This window comes from Fuscibacter oryzae, assembly GCF_016765795.1.
In the GTDB taxonomy this organism is placed as follows: Bacteria; Pseudomonadota; Alphaproteobacteria; order Rhodobacterales; family Rhodobacteraceae; genus Fuscibacter; species Fuscibacter oryzae.
This window is the reverse complement of the sequence record NZ_JAESVP010000005.1, coordinates 339,118-359,448: the sequence shown is the minus strand read 5'-3', so window position 1 is coordinate 359,448 and position 20,331 is coordinate 339,118. Positions and strand designations below refer to the sequence as shown.

Annotated in this window: 23 protein-coding genes; 19 read left to right on the top strand and 4 right to left on the bottom strand. The window is 63.5% G+C overall.

The genetic code is table 11. The features are described 5' to 3' along the window. The first annotated feature begins 37 nt into the window (after nt 1–37). Entirely contained in the window at nt 38–781 is a 744-nt protein-coding gene (locus JI744_RS12290; RefSeq protein WP_202661350.1) for a DUF1013 domain-containing protein, read from the top strand. A 137-nt stretch (nt 782–918) separates the two neighbouring features. Here JI744_RS12290 and JI744_RS12285 read toward each other — a convergent pair whose 3' ends face one another. Beyond that, nucleotides 919–1,767, bottom strand: a complete 849-nt coding sequence (locus tag JI744_RS12285; RefSeq protein ID WP_202661348.1) for a universal stress protein — start codon at nt 1,765–1,767, stop codon at nt 919–921. A gap of 216 nt (nt 1,768–1,983) precedes the next feature. Between JI744_RS12285 and ccoN the strand changes: the two genes are divergently transcribed. The 9 genes from ccoN to ccoS all read left to right on the top strand — a co-directional run bounded on the left by ccoN (nt 1,984) and on the right by ccoS (nt 11,207). Then, complete coding sequence (gene ccoN / locus JI744_RS12280; RefSeq protein WP_202661346.1) at nt 1,984–3,588, top strand: cytochrome-c oxidase, cbb3-type subunit I; 1,605 nt, start codon at nt 1,984–1,986, stop codon at nt 3,586–3,588. Nucleotides 3,589–3,598: 10 nt separating this feature from the next. Further along, the gene (ccoO, locus tag JI744_RS12275) at nt 3,599–4,345 is read left to right on the top strand and encodes a cytochrome-c oxidase, cbb3-type subunit II (RefSeq protein WP_202661344.1); all 747 of its coding nucleotides are present in this window, start codon (nt 3,599–3,601) and stop codon (nt 4,343–4,345) included. Nucleotides 4,346–4,355: 10 nt separating this feature from the next. Beyond that, nucleotides 4,356–4,568: a cbb3-type cytochrome c oxidase subunit 3 gene (locus tag JI744_RS12270; protein ID WP_202661342.1), complete on the top strand. Its 213-nt coding sequence runs from the start codon at nt 4,356–4,358 to the stop codon at nt 4,566–4,568. A gap of 4 nt (nt 4,569–4,572) precedes the next feature. Continuing rightward, nucleotides 4,573–5,451: a cytochrome-c oxidase, cbb3-type subunit III gene (gene ccoP, locus JI744_RS12265; protein WP_202661340.1), complete on the top strand. Its 879-nt coding sequence runs from the start codon at nt 4,573–4,575 to the stop codon at nt 5,449–5,451. Nucleotides 5,452–5,738: 287 nt separating this feature from the next. Beyond that, on the top strand, nt 5,739–6,623 hold the full coding sequence (locus JI744_RS12260; protein WP_202661339.1) for a LysR family transcriptional regulator: 885 nt from the start codon (nt 5,739–5,741) through the stop codon (nt 6,621–6,623). A 291-nt stretch (nt 6,624–6,914) separates the two neighbouring features. After that, entirely contained in the window at nt 6,915–8,366 is a 1,452-nt protein-coding gene (gene ccoG, locus JI744_RS12255; protein ID WP_202661337.1) for a cytochrome c oxidase accessory protein CcoG, read from the top strand. 1 nt (nt 8,367) lies between these two features. Further along, nucleotides 8,368–8,826 carry a FixH family protein gene (locus JI744_RS12250; protein ID WP_202661335.1) on the top strand — a complete coding sequence of 153 codons (459 nt, stop codon included), beginning with the start codon at nt 8,368–8,370 and terminating at the stop codon, nt 8,824–8,826. Between the two features lie 4 nt (nt 8,827–8,830). Next, nucleotides 8,831–11,035, top strand: a complete 2,205-nt coding sequence (locus JI744_RS12245; RefSeq protein ID WP_202661333.1) for a heavy metal translocating P-type ATPase — start codon at nt 8,831–8,833, stop codon at nt 11,033–11,035. A 13-nt stretch (nt 11,036–11,048) separates the two neighbouring features. Then, the gene (gene ccoS / locus JI744_RS12240) at nt 11,049–11,207 is read left to right on the top strand and encodes a cbb3-type cytochrome oxidase assembly protein CcoS (RefSeq protein WP_202661330.1); all 159 of its coding nucleotides are present in this window, start codon (nt 11,049–11,051) and stop codon (nt 11,205–11,207) included. Between the two features lie 26 nt (nt 11,208–11,233). Here ccoS and JI744_RS12235 read toward each other — a convergent pair whose 3' ends face one another. Further along, the gene (locus tag JI744_RS12235) at nt 11,234–11,788 is read right to left on the bottom strand and encodes a YqgE/AlgH family protein (RefSeq protein ID WP_202661322.1); all 555 of its coding nucleotides are present in this window, start codon (nt 11,786–11,788) and stop codon (nt 11,234–11,236) included. Nucleotides 11,789–11,895: 107 nt separating this feature from the next. Here JI744_RS12235 and JI744_RS12230 point away from each other — a divergent pair, with 107 nt between their 5' ends. Further along, the gene (locus JI744_RS12230) at nt 11,896–12,690 is read left to right on the top strand and encodes a protein-disulfide reductase DsbD domain-containing protein (RefSeq protein ID WP_236019411.1); all 795 of its coding nucleotides are present in this window, start codon (nt 11,896–11,898) and stop codon (nt 12,688–12,690) included. A 120-nt stretch (nt 12,691–12,810) separates the two neighbouring features. Here JI744_RS12230 and JI744_RS12225 read toward each other — a convergent pair whose 3' ends face one another. Then, on the bottom strand, nt 12,811–13,650 hold the full coding sequence (locus tag JI744_RS12225; RefSeq protein WP_202661318.1) for a uracil-DNA glycosylase: 840 nt from the start codon (nt 13,648–13,650) through the stop codon (nt 12,811–12,813). Nucleotides 13,651–13,746: 96 nt separating this feature from the next. Here JI744_RS12225 and JI744_RS12220 point away from each other — a divergent pair, with 96 nt between their 5' ends. The 8 genes from JI744_RS12220 to JI744_RS12190 are packed head-to-tail and all read left to right on the top strand — an operon-like array spanning nt 13,747 to nt 18,897. Beyond that, nucleotides 13,747–14,709, top strand: a complete 963-nt coding sequence (locus JI744_RS12220; protein ID WP_202661316.1) for an aspartate carbamoyltransferase catalytic subunit — start codon at nt 13,747–13,749, stop codon at nt 14,707–14,709. Further along, complete coding sequence (locus JI744_RS12215; RefSeq protein WP_202661314.1) at nt 14,706–15,266, top strand: hypothetical protein; 561 nt, start codon at nt 14,706–14,708, stop codon at nt 15,264–15,266. The genes JI744_RS12220 and JI744_RS12215 overlap by 4 nt, the downstream gene beginning before the upstream one ends. Continuing rightward, nucleotides 15,263–15,385 carry a hypothetical protein gene (locus tag JI744_RS19245; RefSeq protein WP_268885796.1) on the top strand — a complete coding sequence of 41 codons (123 nt, stop codon included), beginning with the start codon at nt 15,263–15,265 and terminating at the stop codon, nt 15,383–15,385. Before JI744_RS12215 ends, JI744_RS19245 begins: the two co-directional genes overlap by 4 nt. Before the next feature lie 28 nt (nt 15,386–15,413). Then, the gene (locus tag JI744_RS12210; protein ID WP_236019410.1) at nt 15,414–15,872 is read left to right on the top strand and encodes a hypothetical protein; all 459 of its coding nucleotides are present in this window, start codon (nt 15,414–15,416) and stop codon (nt 15,870–15,872) included. A gap of 18 nt (nt 15,873–15,890) precedes the next feature. Then, nucleotides 15,891–16,478 carry a hypothetical protein gene (locus JI744_RS12205; RefSeq protein WP_202661312.1) on the top strand — a complete coding sequence of 196 codons (588 nt, stop codon included), beginning with the start codon at nt 15,891–15,893 and terminating at the stop codon, nt 16,476–16,478. Between the two features lie 28 nt (nt 16,479–16,506). Continuing rightward, on the top strand, nt 16,507–17,781 hold the full coding sequence (gene pyrC, locus JI744_RS12200) for a dihydroorotase (RefSeq protein ID WP_202661310.1): 1,275 nt from the start codon (nt 16,507–16,509) through the stop codon (nt 17,779–17,781). 1 nt (nt 17,782) lies between these two features. Next, nucleotides 17,783–18,394, top strand: a complete 612-nt coding sequence (gene plsY / locus JI744_RS12195) for a glycerol-3-phosphate 1-O-acyltransferase PlsY (RefSeq protein ID WP_202661308.1) — start codon at nt 17,783–17,785, stop codon at nt 18,392–18,394. Beyond that, complete coding sequence (locus tag JI744_RS12190; RefSeq protein ID WP_202661306.1) at nt 18,391–18,897, top strand: hypothetical protein; 507 nt, start codon at nt 18,391–18,393, stop codon at nt 18,895–18,897. The genes plsY and JI744_RS12190 overlap by 4 nt, the downstream gene beginning before the upstream one ends. Nucleotides 18,898–18,967: 70 nt before the next feature. Here the strand turns inward: JI744_RS12190 and JI744_RS12185 are convergent, their stop codons facing one another. Beyond that, nucleotides 18,968–20,314, bottom strand: a complete 1,347-nt coding sequence (locus JI744_RS12185; RefSeq protein WP_202661304.1) for a glutamate--cysteine ligase — start codon at nt 20,312–20,314, stop codon at nt 18,968–18,970. Between the last annotated feature and the right edge of the window lie 17 nt (nt 20,315–20,331).

Genomic DNA, 20,331 nt, shown 5'->3' with positions numbered 1-20,331 from the left:
CACCCGCGTGGTGGGACAAAGCTGTAAGGAGCGAGAGATGAACAAGCCTCTCATGGCCCGCGCGACCGCCGTCTGGCTGGTGGACAATACGACGCTGACCTTTCGTCAGGTCGCCGAATTCTGCGGCATGCACGAACTGGAAGTGCAAGGCATCGCCGATGGCGATGTGGCAGGCGGGGTAAAGGGGTTTGACCCCATCGCCAACAACCAGCTTGACCAGATCGAGATTGACCGGGGTGAAAAAGACCCGCTTTACAAGCTGAAGTTGAAATACAACGCGGCGGCTGTGGGTGAGGAAAAGCGCCGTGGCCCGCGTTATACGCCGCTGTCCAAGCGTCAGGATCGCCCGGCCGCCATTCTGTGGCTGGTCAAGTTCCACCCGGAACTGAGCGATGGCGCGATTGGCAAGCTGGTGGGCACCACCAAGCCGACGATTCTTGCGATCCGCGAGCGAACCCACTGGAACATCAACAATATTGCCCCGGTCGATCCGGTTGCGCTGGGTCTGTGCAAGCAGTCGGAACTTGACACCGCCGTTCAGGCTGCCGTGCGCAAGCGGGCCGCCGATGGCGTGGTAATGACCGATGACGAGCGGCGCAAACTGGTCTCGACCGAGCAGTCGCTGGGCATGGCACCCGATGCGCGGGTGCCGAACGGACTGGAAGTCTTTGGCGACGACGAGGAAGAAGACAAGCGCGGCCCTTCGGACTTTTCAAATGCCGAAAGCTTCTTCAACTTGCCGCAAGGCGGGCATGACGACGACGAGGATGACCACCGCTAAGGCGGGTTGCCCAAGGTATCAAAAAGGCGCGGAAACCTCCGCGCCTTTTTTTATGTACGGATTTTGGCTTCCCGTTACTGTGCCCCTCCCCACAATGTGGAGGGGGGCCTTGGCAGGCGGGTGGTGGAAATGCCGGTCTAGCGGGCCAGCAGCACAGGCACTTGCGCCTGTTCCAGCATGGCGCGGGTGGCCCCACCCAGAATCGCCTCGCGGAAGCGCGAATGGCCATAGGCACCCATGACCAGAAGATCGGCGTCGATGTCAGCGACGTGGCGGGCGATCACTTCGGATACTTTGGGCAGCGATTTGGCCAGCACGCTGACCTCGGCCTTGGCCCCATGGCGCACCAGCATCTGGCACAGATGACCGCCGGGGTCTGACCGTTCCGGGCCGTGCTGGGGCGGATCGACCACGGTGATGTCAACCTTGTCGGCCGATTTCAGGAAAGGCAGGGCGGCGCGGGCCGCAGCCATCGCCTCGGCCCCCTGGTTCCAGGCCAGCACAATACGGCGCGGCACCGGGTTTTCGGGCAAGCCTTGGGTCGGCAGCACGATCACCGGAACCCGGCCTTCGAACAATGCAGCCTCGACCACAGCTTCGGAATCGGCCCCCTTGCCTGCACCGTAGGGGCGTGCCAGCACAACCAAATCGGCAAAGCGCGCGCGCTGGGCTACCAGATCGGTCAGCGCGCCGATCTGGGTGACCGCCGCCTCGACGCTATAGCGCAGGTCTTCGGGCTCGGCTTTCAACGCCTCGGTCACGGCAGCTTCGATGGTGCGGGCATCCTCTTCGGCGCGCTCGATGGCGATCTGCATCAGTTCGGCACCCGATCCTATATAGGTATAGCCAAGCTGGGTGCGGTCGATGCCCAGAACCAGAATGTCCAGGTGGGCATCCTGAGAGCGGGCAAGACGAGAGGCGGCAGCAATGGTGCCGGGCACGTCTGCCACGAAGTTCAGGACGGTGAGAAGTGATTTGTAGGCCATGAGGAGGGTCTCCCTTGCGGCTGATTTCCTGATTGAAGTCTTGCCCGTGTTACGAATTGGCGCATTGACCTTGATCAAGCCGAGATCACTATTGCGTTGACATGGATCAAGGCCCGGTTCGCGCACATTTGCGACAAGCGGCCTGTCAAAGTTCCCGGCGGGTGCGTGGTTGATTCCCGCGCGCAAGACCGGGGCGCACAGACGAAGGGACGCAAAATGTGGGATTACATAAAACTGATCGTGCTGGGCGCGGTGGCGGTTCTTGCCGCTATCGCGGCCAACTATGCGCACGATCTGCCTTATATGGTGAATGCCATCGTCGTCATGCTTGCTGCTGCCATCACCTTTGTGTGGCAGTTGCGGCATGTGGGCGAGTCGGCTGTTCACCCTCAGAACGAATATCTTGACAGCGTGATCCGCGCCGGGGTGATCGCGACGACCTTTTGGGGGATCGTCGGGTTTCTGGTCGGTGTGGTCATCGCCTCGCAACTGGCCTTTCCCTCGCTGAACATTTCGGGGGTCGAGGGAATTCTGAACTTTGGTCGCCTGCGGCCGCTGCACACCTCGGCGGTGATCTTTGCCTTTGGGGGCAACGCGCTGATCATGTCGGCATTTTATGTGGTTCAGCGCACCTCGGCGGCGCGGCTTTGGGGCGGGAACCTGGCGTGGTTCGTGTTCTGGGGCTGGCAGTTGATGATCGTTCTGGCCGCCACCAGCTATGTGCTGGGCGGCACCCAGGGCAAGGAATACGCCGAGACGGTCTGGTACATCGACTGGTGGATCGTCGTCGTCTGGCTTGCATTCCTGCTGGTGTTCATCGGTACCCTGTGGAAGCGCAAGGAACCCCACATCTACGTTGCGAACTGGTTCTACCTGTCGTTCATCATCACCATTGCCATGCTGCATGTGGTGAACAATCTGGCGATCCCGGTCTCGATCTTTTCTTCGACCTCGGTTCAGGTCACGGGCGGGGTGCAGGATGCCATGACGCAATGGTGGTATGGCCACAATGCGGTGGGCTTTTTCCTGACGGCCGGTTTCCTGGGGATGATGTACTACTTCGTGCCGAAACAGGCAGAGCGGCCTGTGTTCAGCTACAAGCTGTCGATCATCCACTTCTGGGCGCTGATCTTTCTGTATATCTGGGCCGGTCCCCACCACCTGCATTACACTGCGCTGCCTGACTGGGCCTCGACCCTTGGCATGGTGTTCTCGGTCATGCTGTGGATGCCGTCCTGGGGTGGCATGATCAACGGCCTGATGACGCTGTCGGGTGCCTGGGACAAGCTGCGCACTGACCCGATCATCCGCATGATGGTTGTCTCGATCGGCTTTTACGGCATGTCCACCTTTGAAGGCCCGATGATGTCGATCAAGGCGGTGAACTCGCTGTCGCACTATACCGACTGGACCATCGGTCACGTTCATTCCGGCGCGCTTGGCTGGAACGGCATGATCACCTTTGGCGCTCTGTATTTCCTGACGCCGCGCCTGTGGAACCGCGAAGGTCTTTATTCGCTGAAACTGGTGTCCTGGCACTTCTGGCTCGCCACCATCGGGATCGTGCTTTACGCTGCCTCGATGTGGGTGTCGGGCATCATGGAAGGCCTGATGTGGCGCGAAGTGGATGCCAACGGCTTCCTCGTGAACGCCTTCGCCGACACCGTGGCTGCGAAGTATCCGATGTATGTGGTGCGGGCTGTGGGCGGGCTGATGTTCCTCGCCGGTGGTGTGATCATGGCCTACAACCTTTACATGACCGTCAAGGCCCAGCCGGTGAAAGCCGTGGTGAATGCCAACAACTTCGTTCCGGCGGAGTGAGGGGGAAAAGATGTCCATTCTCGACAAACATAAAAAGATCGAAACCCACGCCACGCTGCTTCTGGTCCTGTCCTTTCTGGTCGTGACCATCGGCGGTCTGGTAGAGATCGTGCCCCTGTTCTACATCCAGAACACCATCGAGAAGGTGACAGGGGTTCGCCCCTACACCCCGCTCGAACTGGCGGGACGCGAGATCTATGTGCGCGAAGGCTGCTATGTCTGCCACAGCCAGATGATCCGCCCGATGCGCGACGAGGTTGAGCGCTATGGCCACTACAGCCTTGCGGCGGAATCGATGTATGACCATCCGTTCCAGTGGGGGTCCAAGCGGACCGGGCCAGACCTTGCCCGCGTCGGCAACCGCTATTCGAACGCCTGGCATGTTGATCACCTGACCAACCCGCAGGCGGTGGTGCCGGAATCGGTGATGCCGAAATATGCCTTCCTGTCGGGCCATGTGATCGACGGGCAGTATATCGCGGATTCGATGTGGGCGAACCGTGTTGTCGGTGTGCCTTACACCGATGACATGATGGCCAACGCCAAGGCGGACTTTGCAGCGCAGGCTGATCCCAATGCCGATACCGCCGGTTTGCAAGAGCGTTACGGTGCGGCGGCGTTCAAGCATCTGGATGTGACGGTTGCAAACTTTGACGGTCAGCCTGAGCTGACCGAAATGGATGCGCTGATCGCCTATCTTCAGGTGCTGGGCACGATGGTGGACTTTTCCACCTACACGCCCGATCCGTCGCGGTAAGGGGGGCAGCATGGAACTTTACAGCCTGCTGCGCGAATTCGCCGACAGTTGGGCGTTGCTGCTTCTGACGTTGATCTTTGTGGGGGTTTTCCTCTGGGTCTTCCGTCCGGGCAGCCGGGCCATTCACGACGACATCGCGAATTCGATCTTCCGCAATGAAAAGCAACCCGCCGCAGAGGGGGCCGATCAGGCCCCCGCCATGCGGCCCGCGAAGGAGGCGTGATGTCATGTGCGCCAAGCAAGTAAAAAAGGTTCAGGCAGAGGTTCCGACCACGGGACACAGCTGGGACGGCATCGAGGAATACGACAATCCGATGCCACGCTGGTGGGTTTGGGTGTTCTACCTCTCGATCCTGTTCGCCATCGGCTACAGCATCGCCTATCCGGCCTGGCCGCTGATCCATGGGGCCACCCGCGGCTTCCTGGGTCAGAACACCCGCGCCGATGTCGATGCCGAGATCAAGCGCTTTGACGATGCCAATGCCGCCATCAAGGCCAAACTGGTTGCAGCCCCGCTGGACCAGATCGCCCAGGATGACGAGTTGAAGCAATATGCGCTGCGGGCCGGGGCCTCGGTTTTCAAGAACAACTGCGCCCAGTGCCACGGAGCAGGGGCAGCGGGCGTTCAGGGCAAGGGCTATCCCAATCTTCTGGACAATGACTGGCTGTGGGGCGGCACCGTGGATGACATCCACACCACCGTAACCCACGGCATCCGCAACACCACCGATGCCGACGCCCGCTATTCCGAAATGCCGAAATTCGGCGTGGATGCACTGCTGGAACCGGCACAGATCGGTGATGTGGTGGAATATGTCCTGCAAATCTCGGGTCAGGACCATGACGCGGCCAAGGCTACGGCGGGCGCGCAACTGTTTGCCGACAATTGCGCGGCTTGTCACGGACCAGAGGGCAAGGGCGACCGTGCGCAAGGCGCGCCGAACCTGACGGATGCAATCTGGCTTTACGGCGGCGACCGCGACACCATCACCCATACCGTAACCTATGCGCGGTTCGGCGTGATGCCCAATTGGAACGAGCGTCTGTCGGAAGACGAAATCCGCGCCGTGGCGACCTATGTCCACAGCCTTGGCGGCGGTGAATGATCCTGCCCTGACGGGTGACGAAAGGGGGCCTTCGGGCCCCCTTTTTCATGTCCGGTCTTTCCGGTTCAGAACCTGTCGCGGCCCGGCAGGTGCCAATGGGGCGGCGCGGGCCAATTGCGCGGCGTTGGCGGTTCGTCGCGGTCATCTGTCCGGGCCGCAATTCGGAAAGCATTGGCAAGAAGGGTCAGCATGGCATCCTCGCATCGTGTAAGTTCATCACTTGAATTTACGCCAGTTTGGCGCATCCTGACAGGAAACCTATTTCGCATACCGTAAGTCAGGCTTACATGGACATCTGGAAGATCCTGCCACCCCTTGCCGCGCTGCGCGCCTTTGCCGCTTGGTCTGATACCGGGTCGATGACGATTGCTGGCCAGCGGCTGAACGTCTCTCATGCCGCGATCAGCCAGCAAGTCCGCGCGCTGGAGGGGTATCTGGGCCTGACGCTGGTGGATCGCAGTACCGCGCCGCCACGTCTGACGGCGGATGGTGCGCGGCTGGCCGATTCCTTGCGCGCGGGCTTTGGCGGCATGGCGCGCACCATTGCCGAATTGACCGGGGCCGACGCCGGGCGGCCCTTGCAGATCACCACCTCGCCCAGTTTCGCAGGCGCCTGGTTGTTGCCCCGCCTGACCGGGTTTCGCGCGCTGCACCCCGAAATCAGCCTGATGCTGGACCCGGCGACAGAGCTGCGCGCCCTGACCTCTGGCGGGATCGACCTTGCGATCCGCTATGGCCTTGGTCAGTGGACGGGCGTCGAAGTGCAACTTTTGATGCCGACGCCCTTGGCCATCGTGGCCGCTCCGCATCTGGTTGAGGGCGTGGGCCAGGGCGATCTTGCGGCGCTGACCCATCTGCCCTGGATCCATGAGCCGGGCACCGATGACCGCTGTGCCCTGTTCGGCAGCCATGGCCTGACCGTTGAGGGGGGCGGCATGGTGTCGCTGCCCGGCAATCTGATGATCGAGGCGGCACGCATGGGGCAGGGCATCGCCATCATCTCGCGCCTGCTGGTGCAGGGCGATCTGGAGGCTGGGCGGTTGCGCCTGCTGCACCAGATTGACAATGGCAAGGGCTATTGGCTCGTGCGCCGCCCCGGCCCACAGCGCCCCGAAGCGCGCGCCTTTTCCCGCTGGATTCTTCAGGAAACCCGCGAATTTCGCCCCGTTTGATTCAGGTCAAAGTGCGGGCGGGCGGATTGTGCATTTCTATCCCCACGCTGCGATGCAGATCGCGGCCCGGCACCGACGCCCCATCCTGTTCGCGCGTTTCCTGGGGGCGTCGGCGCCACTTTTCACGGCCCGGCTTTGGTCGGGCCTTTTTGTTTGCTATCCTGCCCGCGCCGCCATGCCGCATCGAAATGTTATCTTGCGGATAAGAGATTGATGCAGGTCAATGCGACCAGACGGTCAGGCGCCGATAGGGTGCAGGACCGGAACAGCCAAACGGCCGGAGCAAGCCCTGTGAGCACGCCAGATACCAACCCACCCAGCCTTTATGTCGCGCGTGAGCCGATTTTCCCCAAGCGAGTGAAGGGCAACTTTCGCACGCTGAAATGGTGGCTGATGGCGGCCATGCTGGGGGTTTATTACATCACGCCCTGGCTGCGCTGGGACCGGGGGCCTGCGCTGCCCGATCAGGCGGTGCTGCTGGATCTGGCGAACCGGCGGTTCTTTTTCTTCATGATCGAGATCTGGCCGCAGGAATTCTATTTCGTCGCGGGCCTGCTGATCATGGCGGGGCTTGGGCTGTTCCTGTTCACCAGCGCGGCCGGTCGGGTCTGGTGCGGCTATGCCTGCCCGCAGACGGTGTGGACCGATCTTTACATTCTGGTCGAGCGCTGGGTCGAAGGCGACCGCAACGCCCGCATCCGCCTGTTCCGCCAGAAATGGGACGCCGAAAAGATCCGCAAAAGTGCGATCAAATGGACGCTGTGGTTGCTGATCGGGCTGGCCACCGGCGGGGCCTGGATTTTCTATTTCACCGATGCGCCGACACTGGCGCGCGATCTGGTGACGGGGAACGCCCACCCCATCGCCTATACCACCATGTTCATTCTGACCGCGACGACCTTTGCCTTTGGCGGGTTCGCGCGCGAACAGATCTGCATCTATGCCTGCCCCTGGCCGCGGATTCAGGCCGCGATGATGGACGAAGACACCCTGACCATCGGCTACCGCGAATGGCGCGGAGAGCCGCGTGGCAAACCGGGCGTCGCGGGCAACGGCGACTGCATCGACTGCATGGCTTGCGTGAATGTCTGCCCGATGGGAATCGACATCCGAAACGGCCAGCAACTGGCCTGCATCACCTGCGGTCTGTGCATCGACGCCTGTGACGAGATGATGGACAAGGTGGGCAAGCCGCGCGGGCTGATCAGCTATCTTGCCCTGACGGATGAGACGCGCGAGCGTGCGGGCCAACCGCCGAAATCGGTGTGGAAGCATGTGTTCCGCGCCCGCACCGTGCTTTACACCGCGTTGTGGGCGTCGGTGGGCGTCGGGCTGGTGGTTGCGCTGTTCCTGCGCTCTCCCATCGACGTGAACATCACGCCCGTCAGGAACCCTGAATTTGTCGTGTTGTCGGATGGGTCCATTCGCAACAGCTATGATCTGCGGCTGCGTAACAAATACGGGCAGGACCACTGGTTCGCCTTCTCGGCCACCACTGACCGGGGCGAGACGTTCGTTCTGTCGCTGGAGGGCGAGGACAGCCTGAAGGTCCGGGTTCCAGCCAACGAGACCAGCACCCAGCGCTTGTTCATCACCGCGCCCGCTGGCACAATCGGGGCCACAGCCGACCGCAGCGAAATTCGGCTGTGGGTGCAGGATCTGGGCGCTGTCGATGGCACGGCTGCCGTGCCGGGGCGCGACAGGGTTCACAAAGACACCGTGTTCAACGGAAAGGCGAACTGAGATGACCGAACTGACCGGCAAGCATGTTCTGGCGATCACCGTGGCCTTTTTCGGCGTGATCATCGCGGTGAATACGGTTCTGGCCGTCAAGGCGGTCAGCACCTTTCCGGGGCTGGAGGTGGAAAACTCTTACGTCGCCTCGCAGACCTGGGACAAGGAAATGGCGGCGCAAAAGGCGCTGGGCTGGCGACTGACTGAAGATTACGACGAGGCGGGAAAGGAGCTGCTGCTGACCTTTACCGACAGCGCAGGCCAGCCGGTTCAGGTGCAATCGCTCAAGGTTCTGGTGGGGCGCCCGACCGAAGCCAAGGATGACCTATACCCCGATTTCGCGCATGAGGCCGGGGTTTATGTGGCCAAGGTGCCGTTGGCCCCCGGCAAATGGATGCTGCATGTCGAGGCCGTGGCGCAGGATGGCACGCTCTATCGTCGCCGCATCGACCTGATGGTCGAGGGGTAAAGCCATGACCGCCCAGCCGGAACCCGCCGACTTTGTGCCCGCCGCCTCGGCCTGCCCTGCCTGTGTGGCGGCCCCTTCGGCTGAACGGCTGGCGCAACTGGCGCAGCATCACCATGCGCGGCTGATGCTCTCTTTGCCGACAGCGCATTGCGCGGCCTGCATTTCCACGGTGGAAAACGCGGTGCAGGCGGTGCCGGGGGTGCAGGGCGCGCGGGTCAATCTGACCCTGAAGCGCGTCGCGGTGGATGCGGAGGCGCATGTCACCGCTGCTGATCTGATCGAGGTGCTGAAAGGCGTGGGGTATGAGGCGCATGAGCTGGACCCCGGCCTTCTGACCGCGACCGAGGCTGACAAACAGGCACGCGACATTCTGATGCGGCTGGGCGTGGCGTTCTTTTCCATGATGAACATCATGCTGCTGTCGGTCGCCGTCTGGTCGGGGGCCGAGGGGCCGACACGCGATCTGTTCCATTGGATTTCCGGGGCGATTGCCTTGCCGACGGTGCTGTTTTCCGGCCAGCCCTTTTTCAAATCGGCCTGGATGGGGCTGCGCGCCCGCCGGGTGAACATGGATTTCCCGATCTCGCTGGCGCTGGTTCTGGCCACCTCGATCTCGATCTTTGAAACCTTCGAATCCGGCAGCCATGCCTATTTCGATGCCGCCGTTATGTTGTGCTTTTTCCTGCTGCTGGGCCGCTATCTGGACCAGAAAACCCGCGCTGTGGCCCGGTCGGCGGCCGAGGAACTGGCCGCTTTGGAGGTGCCGCGCGCGACGGTGTTGGTGGATGGGGCAGAGGTGGTGCGCCCGATTGCCGAGGTGGCGGTGGGCGATCTAGTGCTGGTGCGTCCCGGCGGGCGGATGCCAGTGGATGGCGTGGTAACCGAGGGCGCGTCAGAACTGGACCGTTCGCTGCTGACGGGCGAAAGCCTGCCGGTCTTTGCCGGGCCGGGCATGGTGGTTTCTGCCGGAGAGGTCAACCTGACCGGCCCCCTGACGCTGCGGGTAACGGCGGCGGGGCGCGATTCCAGCCTGCACCGCATGGCCGATCTGGTTGCGGTGGCAGAAAGCGCACGCACGAAATACACCACGCTGGCCGAGCGGGCGGCGCGGCTTTATTCGCCGCTGGTCCATACCCTGTCCTTTTCCGCCTTTGCCTTTTGGATGTGGAAAACCGGTGGCGATGTGCGCTTTGCCATCAACATCTCTGCCGCCACGCTGATCATCACCTGCCCTTGTGCGCTGGGGCTGGCCGTGCCTGCCGTGGTGACCTCTGCCAGCGGCAAGCTGTTCCGCAAGGGCCTGCTGATCAAGCACGGCACCGCGCTGGAGCGGCTGGCCGACGTGGATACGGTGGTCTTCGACAAGACTGGCACCCTCACCATGGGCACGCCAGAGGCGACCAATCTGGCCGATCATCCGCGTCAGGCGGTCGAGGTGGCGGCGGCGCTGGCGGGGGCATCATCGCACCCGCTGGCCGTGGCGCTGGCGCAAGCCGCGCGTGCGGCAGGTATTGCGCCCGCAAGGGTGGAGGATCTGCGTGAGGTGCCGGGCTACGGCATCGAAGGGCGCTGGAAGGGCCAGACCGTCCGCCTTGGCCGCGCCTCGTGGTGCGAGGCGGAAGAGGCGGTGATGACCGCCACTTATCTTTGCACCGGCGAGGGCAAGGCCCGCGCCTTCACCTTTACCGACCGCCTGCGCCCCGGTGCCGAAGCGGCGGTTGCGGCCTTGACCGTGCAAGGTAAACACATCCGACTGATTTCGGGCGATACCGAGGGCGCGGTGGCAGCCCTTGCGCAGCGGTTGGGTATTGCCGACTGGGCCAGCGGTGCGCTGCCTGCGGAAAAGGCGGCGCTGGTGCGTGACCTGACCGACAGGGGCGCTCGGGTTCTGATGGTGGGCGACGGGCTGAATGATACGGCGGCACTGGCGGCGGCGCATGTCTCGATCTCGCCCGCCACGGCGCTGGATGCGGCGCGGACGGCTTCGGATATCGTGCTGTTGGGGCAAGACATGGCCCCCATCGCCGATGCCACCCGGATCAGCAAACAGGCACGGCGGCGGATTATCGAGAATTTCGCGCTGTCGGCGGGGTATAATGTGATCGCGGTGCCCTTGGCGCTGATCGGATCGGCCACGCCGCTTGCGGCGGCGCTGGCGATGTCGCTGTCGTCAATCACCGTTTCGATCAACGCGCTACGGCTCAAGTGATGAGGCTGACGTAATGGAAATCCTGTCGATCCTGATTCCGGTTTCGCTGTTTCTGGGCGGCATCGGGCTGGTGGCGTTCTTCTGGGCAATGAAGACGCGGCAGTTTGACGACCCGCAGGGTGACGCGAACCGGATTCTGACCAAGGATTGGGACGACCACCCAAGGCCATAACCAAGTTCCTTCGAAGGAACTTTAGTCTAGGCGCGACCGGCCGTGGCCGAAAGGGTGATGGGGTCGATGCCCATGGTTTTCAGCGCAGCCCCCCATTTCGCCGGATCATCCTCGGCAAAGATCAGCGCAGGTTCGGCCTCGGCGGTCAGCCAGTCGTTGCGGGCAATCTCATCTTCCAACTGGCCCGGGCCCCAGCCGGAATAACCCAAGGCCAGCAGCGCGCGATGGGGCCCTTCGCCCCGCGCCAGCGCTTCCAGCACGTCCAGCGTGGCGGTCATGCCGTAGCCGCCGGGGATTTTCATCGTCGTCTCGCCCCCGCGATAATCGCGCGAATGCAGCACAAAACCGCGCCCGCGTTCGACCGGACCGCCATAGCGGATGCGAATCTCGCGGCCCTCTTCGGCGCGGGGAATCTCCAGATGCTCCAGCAGGTTTGACAGCGACAGGTCGGGGATCGACTTGTTGACGATCAGACCCATCGCGCCCTCATCCGTATGGGCGCAGATCAGGATCACGCTTTTTTCAAAACGCGGATCGCCCAAGGCTGGCATGGCAATCAGCAGCTTTCCGGTCAGGTCCATCGAATCGCCCCCCATAGGATAAGGATGGGCGCTTGGGCGGCGATGCTCAAGCGCCCATCGCCCAAAGTTGATTTCCATGGCGGCAGGCTTTGCCTATGGTGCAGGGCATGATGAAAACGGTTCTTGCCCTGACCGCGTTGCTTGCAACGCCTGTCCACGCCTTCAGCCAGGATGATGTGCTGTCTGGTCGGTTGTTGCCCGGCTGGCGGATGGAGAACGGCAATCAGATGGCTGCGATGGATCTGCGCCTGTCGCCGGGCTGGAAAACCTATTGGCGCGCGCCGGGTGAGGCGGGGATTCCGCCCGAATTCGACTGGTCGGGGTCGGACAACATCAAGGCGGTGCGGTTTCACTGGCCCAGCCCGTCGGTGTTTCATTCGAACGGGTTGCAGACTGTGGGCTATCACGACGCGCTTGTCCTGCCGGTCGAGATCACGCCGAAAGACCCCTCGCGCCCGGTGACCGTGCGGCTGCGGGTTGATCTGGGGGTGTGCAATGACATCTGCATGCCTGCAGAGCTGAGCTTTTCCGGGCAGTTGCCGGCTGCGGGCAAACCCGATGCGGCCATTCGCGCCGCCCTTGCCGATCAGCCGCGCCGGGGCGCCGATGCAGGGCTGAAGGCAATCTCTTGCACCGTGGCACCCATCGCCGATGGGCTGCGCCTTACCGCGCGGATCGACCTGCCCAAGCGTGGGCCGGAAGAGGTGGTGGTGATCGAGAATGGTGACCGCAGCGTCTGGGTGTCCGAGGCCGATACCGAGCGGCAGGGGGCGTTGCTGGTCTCATCTGCCGATATGGTGCCCCCGGGCGGCGGGGCCTTTGCGCTGGATCGTAAGGGGGTAACGGTGACGGTTCTGGGCGAAGGCCGGGCGGTCGAGATTGCGGGCTGCCCCGCGCCGTGACCTGCAATAGTGCGTGCAAAGCACGCACCCTACCCAAAGGATGAAACCGCGGCGCTGTTGGCCCATAGGGTGGGCGCTTTGCACGCACCACTCACCCCACGCACCATCACCGACCCGGCGTCACGCCCCATCCAGCCGCGCCTTCAGCGCCAGCAGGTCGGCCCAGGCGTCACGCTTGGCCAGGGGCGTGCGCAGCAGATAGGCGGGGTGCGTCATCGGCAGCAGCGGTTTTCCCAGCGCCTGCGACCAGTTTCCCCGCGCCTTCAGAATGCCCTTCGCCCCGGTCAGGGCCAGCAGAGGCGTGTTGCCCATGACAACAATGACCTGCGGATCAACCAGCGCGATGTGCCGCTCGACAAAGGGCTGCATCATGGCAATCTCTGCCGGCTCCGGGTCACGGTTTGCCGGGGGGCGCCACGGCATGACATTGGTGATGTAAAGTGCCGCCTCACTGTCGGGGGATTGGCGCGACAGGCCGATGGCGGCGAACATCCGGTCCAGCAACTGCCCGGCGCGGCCCACGAAGGGCAGGCCTTCAAGGTCTTCGTCCCGGCCGGGTGCCTCACCTAGGATCAGCACACGCGCCCGTGGGTTGCCGTCGGCGAACACGGTGTTGCGGGCGCCCTTTTTCAGCTCGCAATGGTCAAAGGCGGCAATCGCCTCGCGCAGCGCGGCCAGATCGGGCGCACGCGCGGCGGCGGCGCGGGCGGCGGCCACCGGGTCTGGCTTGTCCTCTATCGTCGGCGGCGCGGGCTGGGGCCTTGCAGCTTCGCCCCGTGCAGGGTCATTGCGGGCGGGCGCTGCGGGCCGGGGTATCTGCACCTTGGGTGCTGCCTCGGCCAGATCATAGCGGTTGACCGGCCCTTCCATCAGCACATCGGTCACGCCCAGATCGGCCTGCCAGGCAAGGGCGGCCAAAGCCGCCTCCCAATCCGCACCGATCTGATCCGCGATTCCCATGGGCGTCAGGGTAGGGCCATGGCCGGGGCGCGGCAAGGCGGCTTGCCCCGCGCCTGCCCCTTTGCGATAAGCACCCAAACCAGCCGGAGAAAGCCCATGACCTTTCGCGCCCGCCACCTTTTGGGGATCGAGCAGCTTTCGCCGCAGGAAATCGTGACCGTCCTTGATCTGGCCGACCGCTATGTCGATCTGAACCGCCGCACGGTGAAATCGTCCGACGTGCTGGCGGGAATGACGCAGATCAACATGTTCTTTGAAAACTCCACCCGCACGCAGGCCAGTTTTGAACTGGCGGGCAAGCGGCTGGGGGCGGATGTGATGAACATGTCGGTCGCGTCCTCCAGCGTGAAGAAGGGCGAGACGCTGATCGACACCGCGATGACGCTGAACGCCATGCACCCCGACCTTTTGGTGGTGCGGCATGGGGCCAGCGGGGCGGTCAACCTTCTGGCACAAAAGGTGGATTGCGCCGTGCTGAATGCAGGCGACGGGCGGCACGAACACCCGACGCAGGCCCTGCTGGACGCGCTGACCATCCGCCGCGCCAAGGGCCGTATCCAGCGCCTGACCGTGGCGATTTGTGGCGACATCGCACATAGCCGTGTGGCCCGTAGCAACCTGATCCTGCTGGGCAAGATGGAAAACCGCATCCGCCTGATCGCCCCCCCCACCCTGATGCCTGCGGGCGTGGGCGAGTTCGGGTGTGAGCTTTACGACAACATGGCCGAGGGGCTGAAAGACGCCGACGTGGTGATGATGCTGCGCCTTCAGCGCGAGCGGATGGATGGTGGCTTCATCCCGTCGGAGCGGGAATATTACCACCGCTATGGCTTGGATGCCGAGAAACTGGCCCATGCCAAGCCCGATGCCATCGTGATGCACCCCGGCCCGATGAACCGCGGGGTCGAGATCGACGGTGAGATCGCCGATGACATCAACCGGAGTGTGATTCAAGAGCAGGTGGAAATGGGCGTCGCCGTCCGCATGGCCTGTATGGACCTGTTGGCACGGAACCTGCGGGCCGAGCGCGGGCGGCGGGCGGTGGAGAGCTATGTGTGAAGGCCGAAAGCTGGCAGCACTACTTTCGTCCTGACGAACGCCTGCTGTGGCAGGGTGCGCCCGTTGCAGGCTTTCATCAGCGCAGCAAATCATTGTTTCTGATGATATTCGGCCTGCCTTTCCTTGTCATCGGCATTGCCGTTTTCATCTTTGGTGTCCATCGCCTGTCCGTGGCCCAAACCACCTCTGACGCAGGATTGGCGGTGTTTTTTGCCGCCTTTGGCCTGCCCTTCGGCGGGGTTGGCGGGTTTCTGGTTTTTGGCCCGTGGATCGAGGCGCGGACGGCGGCGCGCCATGTCCGCTATGCCCTCAGCACACGGGCGGCCTATGTCTCGCGGTCCGCATTTGGCCGCAAATTGAGCGTCTATCCGATCCTGCCCGCCACGGCGCTGGAGTTGGAAAAGGGCAAACGCGCTGACAGCCTGTGGTTTCATGCGCGGCTGGAGCGCGACTCGGATGGTGATCTTGGCACAGTACGCGCCGGATTTGAAAACATCGCCGATGCTGAAAACGTGTATCATCTCATTCGCGCGCTACAGGACAATCCACAGCCATGACACCCGACCCCCACCGCAAACCCACCAAATCCGAGATGCGGACCGGCGGTATGGTTGCCACCGCCGTCCTGGTGTTTCTTGTTCTTTTCACCGTCGCTTTCGTGGTTCTGGCGGGCTAACATCGGGCCAAGGGGCGGAGGAGCAGCCATGGCCCGGATTGAACGTGACAGCATCCATGCCGCCCCGGCCTCTTTGCAGGGTGATGAAAAGCTGGTGGCGACCTTTGCACCTGATTTGCACAGCTATCTGAAAAGCAACGCCATTCTGGCCGTGATCGCCGCTGCGGGGGGCGGGGTGGCCTTGGTTGCCTTGGGCAGCCCCTATCCCTGGACGGGGCCGCTGGCCGCGATATTGGCCATCGGGTTGCGCGCCGCTTTTCTGAAATCCGAGGTGATGCAGGAAGACTGGCGCATGACCACGCGGCGCCTGCTTGGCCCCGGCGGGCGGATCGTGCCACTGTCGCAGGTGAAAGAGGCGCGGACATTTCTTGATGCGGCGCAGATCGTGACCAAGGCAGGCGACAAGCATCTTATCAAGTTTCAGGCAGATCCGGCGGCGACGGTTTCGGCAATTCTGGCTGCCCGCGACGCGCGCCGCCCCATTTAACCAGTGTAAGAGGCCCCAATGACCCAATCCCCGCCGCCCGGATGGGAGAACATCCTTGCCCCCGGTGAAACCATTCTGTGGCAGGGTCAGCCCGATGCGCGGGTGGATTGGGGCGGGCTGGCGCGGCCGACCACCGTCTTTGGGCTGGTGTTCATGGCTTTCGCGCTGTTCCTGATGACCAACACGGGGGCGACGCACCCGGGCGCTGCGCTGTTCCTGATCCCCTTTCTGCTGGTCGGGGCGCATCTGGCCATTGGTCGACTGTTCTGGGAGGCGTATCTGCGTGGCAAGACACACTACACCCTGACAGATCGCACCGCCTTTATCGCAACCAATGCAATGGGCAAGCGCGACCTGCGGCGCGTTGCCTTGTCGCCCGGCCTGCCGCTGACCTTGCAGGAAGGCGCGCCCGGTTCGGTTCTGTTCGCGGTGGACGAGCGCCAGATCCGCGGGCGCTGGCAAGGCTCGCACAGCGATGGCATGTATGTGCCCGCCAAGACGGTGCGCCGCCCGGTGGGGTTTTTGCGCATATCAGATGCAGGCCGGGTGTTTGGCCTGATGCAGCAGGCCACCGCCGCGCTTGCCGACCAGCCCCCGGCGCGCTAGGCAGGCGCGGACAGCGAAGGGGCCCCCGATGACCGTTACCGTTTTCCAGAACGTCCGCGTGATCGACCCGGAGACCGGCAATGACGAGGTGGGCAGCCTGACCATCGAAGGGGGTGTCATCACCGCCCATGGGGCCGCGGCACCGAAAGGCGCGGTGGTGGTTGACGGTGGCGGCCTGTGCCTTGCCCCCGGCATCGTCGATTGGGGTGTGAAGATCGGCGAGCCGGGCGAGCGCCACCGCGAAAGCTTTCGCTCTGCGGGCCTTGCGGCGGCGGCGGGCGGCGTGACCACCATCATCGCCCGCCCTGATACCACCCCCGCCATCGATACCCCCGAAACGCTGGAATTCGTCACCCGCCGCGCGGCTGAAGCCAGCCCCGTGCGCATCCGCCACATGGCCGCGCTGACCAAGGGTCGGCAGGGGCGAGAGATGACCGAGATCGGCTTTTTGCTGGATGCGGGCGCCATTGCCTTTACCGATGTGTTCCACGTCGCAACCGAAACCAAGGCCCTGTCGCGGGCGCTGACCTATGCCCGCAGCCTTGGCGCGCTGGTGATCGGCCATTCGCAGGAACCGGGCCTCTCGGCGGGTGCGGCCACCACCAGCGGCAAGTTCGCCAGCCTTCGCGGCCTGCCCGGCGTGTCGCCGATGGCCGAGCGGATGGGGCTGGAGCGTGACCTCGCCTTGGCCGAAATGACCGGCGTGCGATACCATGCCGACCAGATCACCACCGCCCGCAGCCTGCCCGCGCTGGCCCGCGCCAAGGAACAGGGGCTGGATGTGACGGCAGGTGTGTCGATCCACCACCTGACGCTGAACGAATTCGACGTGGGCGACTATCGCACCTTCTTCAAACTCACGCCCCCCCTGCGGTCAGAAGATGACCGGCTGGCCATGGTACAGGCGGTGGCCGATGGGCTGATCGACGTGATCGGCAGCTTTCACACCCCGGCGGATGAGGAATCCAAACGCCTGCCGTTTGAAGAGGCGGCTTCGGGTGCCGTGGGCCTTGAAACCCTGTTGCCCGCCGCCTTGCGCCTTTATCATGCCGGGGCGCTGGACTTGGCCGGCCTGTTCAAGGCCCTGGCGCTGAACCCGGCCAATCGCCTTGGCCTGCCGCAAGGTCGGCTGTCGGTGGGCGCGCCCGCCGATCTGGTGTTGTTCGACCCCGATGCGCCTTTCGTGCTGGACCGCTTCAGGTTGCGGTCGAAATCGAAGAACACGCCGTTTGACGGCGCGCGGCTGGAAGGTAAGGTGCTGGGAACCTGGGTTTCCGGCAACTGCGTATTCGAGGCGAACTGACATGCCCCCCATTACCTCTGCCCCCCTGTCGCTGATCATCGTCGGCGCTCTGGCGTATCTTTTGGGGTCCATTCCGTTCGGAGTGGTGATCACCCGATTGATGGGGCTGGGCGATCTGCGTCAGATCGGCTCGGGTAACATTGGCGCCACCAATGTGCTGCGCACCGGCAACAAGGGCGCCGCGCTGGCGACCCTGCTGCTGGATGCGGCAAAGGGGGCGATTGCGGTGCTGATCGCGCGGGCCACGGTGGGCGAGGATGCGGCGCAACTGGCCGCCTTGGCCAGCTTTCTGGGCCATCTGTTCCCGGTCTGGCTGGGGTTTCGTGGCGGCAAGGGGGTTGCGACCTTTCTCGGCACACTGATCGCGCTGGCATGGCCGGTTGGGCTTGCGGCCTGTGCGACCTGGCTGGTGGCGGCGGTTCTGTTCCGCATCTCCTCGCTTGCGGCGCTGATTGCGGCGGCGCTGTCGTCGCTGTGGTGCTTTGTGTTTGATCAGGGGACGATGCTGTTTCTGGTGGTTGTGCTGACGGCGCTGATCTATCTGCGCCACTGGCCCAATCTGGAGCGGATCAAGGCCGGAACCGAACCGAAGATCGGGCAGAAAAAGGCATGAAAACGCTGATCCTGCTGGCCGCCCTTGTCTTGCCTGCCACCGCACAGGCGGGCATTACCGCCGAAGATATTCTGACCGAGGCCAAGGCCGATTGCGCCAGTTTCGACAATGGCACCGTGACCATGGCAGCGGATGCCGTGACTGCGGTTGACCTTACCGGCGACGGGCAACCCGAAAGCATTGTGGATTGGTCGAAGTTCGCCTGTTCCACCATGGCCAGCGCCTGGGGTGGCACGGGGGGCAGCATGGTCTCGGTTCTGATCGGGGAAACCCGGTCGGACTACATGGCGCTGGGCTGGAAAGTGGTTGATTTCGGCGGGCCGGTTCTGCTGTTGCAAGTGCATGGCGCGGAATGCGGTGGCACCGGATCGGACCCTTGTGTGGATGCCGAGGTGTGGAACGGGCAGGTGATGATGTCGGTCCGCACGGTGGGTGGCGATGAAGACAGCCAGCCGGTGGAAGGCGAGGGCGAAGACACTGCCAAGGACGCCGCCGCGCCCTGATATTGGCGACAGTCACTCCCCTGTCCCTCCCCGCCAAGGGGGAGGAGAAAAACAGGACTGCTGTCGTGCCTTACAGGCTGGTGGCCGCGTAGATCGGTTCCAGCGATTTGCCCCAAGTGCCGTTATACAGGTCGAGCAAACGGTCGGCCTGGGTTTTGCCGGTGGCCAGCGACTGCATCAGCGGCGCAAGGTGGCGTTCTTCGCCCAAGCCCCGCGCGGCAAGGCCCGCGTGCGACAGGCCCACGGCGGCGCGGGCAAGGTCGATCAGCTTGATGCCATTCGCCTCTCCGGCCAGCGCCGAGACAGAGGCGGCGATCCGCAGCCCTTCGCGGGTTTCGGCTTCAAAGCCCTTGACCAGATCCCAAGCGGCATCCAGTGCCGTCTGATCATACATCAGCCCCACCCAGAACGCGGGCAGCGCGACGATATGGGCGAAATCGCCGCAGTCGGCCCCGCGCATCTCGATGTATTTCTTCACCCGCGCCTCGGGGAAAACCGTGGTCATATGGTCGGCCCAGTCGGACAGGGTGGGCTTTTCACCCGGCAGGGCGGGCAGTTGGCCTTTCAGGAAATCGCGGAACGATTGGCCAAGCGCGTTGATGTATTTGCCGTCGCGGTAGACGAAATACATCGGCACATCCAAAACCCAATCGACATAGGCCTGAAAGCCCATGCCCTCATCAAAGGCAAACGGCAGCATGCCGGTGCGGCTGGCATCCAGATCACGCCAGATGCGGCCACGCCAACTGCGGTGGCCATTGGGCTTGCCGTCAAAGAACGGGCTGCTGGCAAACAGTGCGGTCGCCACCGGCTGCAAGGCCAGCGCCACGCGCAACTTTTTCACCATGTCGGCTTCGGACGCATAGTCGAGGTTCACCTGCACTGTCGAGGTGCGGTACATCATCTGCGTGCCGTGGGTGCCGACGCGGCCCATATAATCGGTCATCAGGCGGTAACGGCCCTTGGGCATCACGGGCATCTGGTCATGGTGCCATTCCGGTGCAGCCCCGATGCCCATGAAGCGGATGCCAAGGGGCGTGGCGATGCTGGCCACCTCATCCAGATGCTGGCGCAGCTCTGCTTCGGTTTCATGCACGGTGGCGACGGGCGCGCCCGACAATTCGAACTGGCCGCCGGGTTCCAGGCTGATGTTCGCCAATCCACGCGTCAGGCCGATGATATTGTCGCGCTCACGCACGGGGGACCAGCCGAATTTCTGCTCAAGCCCTTGGAACAGCGCGGAAACCGAGCGGTCGCCGCCATAGGGCAGGGGCGCGCGGCTGCCCTCAAGCCAGCCAAACTTTTCATGTTCGGTGCCAAGGCGCCACTGGTCCTTGGGCTTGCAGCCAGATTCCATATAGGCGGCAAGCTGCGAAAAGTCCTCGATCAGGCCGCCGCCAGACTGGGGAATCGACATGATGGGGAACCTCGTTA

What these genes read in the sequence shown, in the direction of transcription:
- JI744_RS12290 (WP_202661350.1), top strand. Translation starts at nt 38, where the DNA reads ATGAACAAGCCTCTCATGGCCCGCGCGACCGCCGTCTGGCTGGTGGAC.
- JI744_RS12285 (WP_202661348.1), bottom strand. Translation starts at nt 1,767, where the DNA reads ATGGCCTACAAATCACTTCTCACCGTCCTGAACTTCGTGGCAGACGTG.
- ccoN (WP_202661346.1), top strand. Translation starts at nt 1,984, where the DNA reads ATGTGGGATTACATAAAACTGATCGTGCTGGGCGCGGTGGCGGTTCTT.
- ccoO (WP_202661344.1), top strand. Translation starts at nt 3,599, where the DNA reads ATGTCCATTCTCGACAAACATAAAAAGATCGAAACCCACGCCACGCTG.
- JI744_RS12270 (WP_202661342.1), top strand. Translation starts at nt 4,356, where the DNA reads ATGGAACTTTACAGCCTGCTGCGCGAATTCGCCGACAGTTGGGCGTTG.
- ccoP (WP_202661340.1), top strand. Translation starts at nt 4,573, where the DNA reads ATGTGCGCCAAGCAAGTAAAAAAGGTTCAGGCAGAGGTTCCGACCACG.
- JI744_RS12260 (WP_202661339.1), top strand. Translation starts at nt 5,739, where the DNA reads ATGGACATCTGGAAGATCCTGCCACCCCTTGCCGCGCTGCGCGCCTTT.
- JI744_RS12250 (WP_202661335.1), top strand. Translation starts at nt 8,368, where the DNA reads ATGACCGAACTGACCGGCAAGCATGTTCTGGCGATCACCGTGGCCTTT.
- JI744_RS12245 (WP_202661333.1), top strand. Translation starts at nt 8,831, where the DNA reads ATGACCGCCCAGCCGGAACCCGCCGACTTTGTGCCCGCCGCCTCGGCC.
- ccoS (WP_202661330.1), top strand. Translation starts at nt 11,049, where the DNA reads ATGGAAATCCTGTCGATCCTGATTCCGGTTTCGCTGTTTCTGGGCGGC.
- JI744_RS12235 (WP_202661322.1), bottom strand. Translation starts at nt 11,788, where the DNA reads ATGGACCTGACCGGAAAGCTGCTGATTGCCATGCCAGCCTTGGGCGAT.
- JI744_RS12230 (WP_236019411.1), top strand. Translation starts at nt 11,896, where the DNA reads ATGATGAAAACGGTTCTTGCCCTGACCGCGTTGCTTGCAACGCCTGTC.
- JI744_RS12225 (WP_202661318.1), bottom strand. Translation starts at nt 13,650, where the DNA reads ATGGGAATCGCGGATCAGATCGGTGCGGATTGGGAGGCGGCTTTGGCC.
- JI744_RS12220 (WP_202661316.1), top strand. Translation starts at nt 13,747, where the DNA reads ATGACCTTTCGCGCCCGCCACCTTTTGGGGATCGAGCAGCTTTCGCCG.
- JI744_RS19245 (WP_268885796.1), top strand. Translation starts at nt 15,263, where the DNA reads ATGACACCCGACCCCCACCGCAAACCCACCAAATCCGAGATGCGGACC.
- JI744_RS12210 (WP_236019410.1), top strand. Translation starts at nt 15,414, where the DNA reads ATGGCCCGGATTGAACGTGACAGCATCCATGCCGCCCCGGCCTCTTTG.
- JI744_RS12205 (WP_202661312.1), top strand. Translation starts at nt 15,891, where the DNA reads ATGACCCAATCCCCGCCGCCCGGATGGGAGAACATCCTTGCCCCCGGT.
- pyrC (WP_202661310.1), top strand. Translation starts at nt 16,507, where the DNA reads ATGACCGTTACCGTTTTCCAGAACGTCCGCGTGATCGACCCGGAGACC.
- plsY (WP_202661308.1), top strand. Translation starts at nt 17,783, where the DNA reads ATGCCCCCCATTACCTCTGCCCCCCTGTCGCTGATCATCGTCGGCGCT.
- JI744_RS12190 (WP_202661306.1), top strand. Translation starts at nt 18,391, where the DNA reads ATGAAAACGCTGATCCTGCTGGCCGCCCTTGTCTTGCCTGCCACCGCA.
- JI744_RS12185 (WP_202661304.1), bottom strand. Translation starts at nt 20,314, where the DNA reads ATGTCGATTCCCCAGTCTGGCGGCGGCCTGATCGAGGACTTTTCGCAG.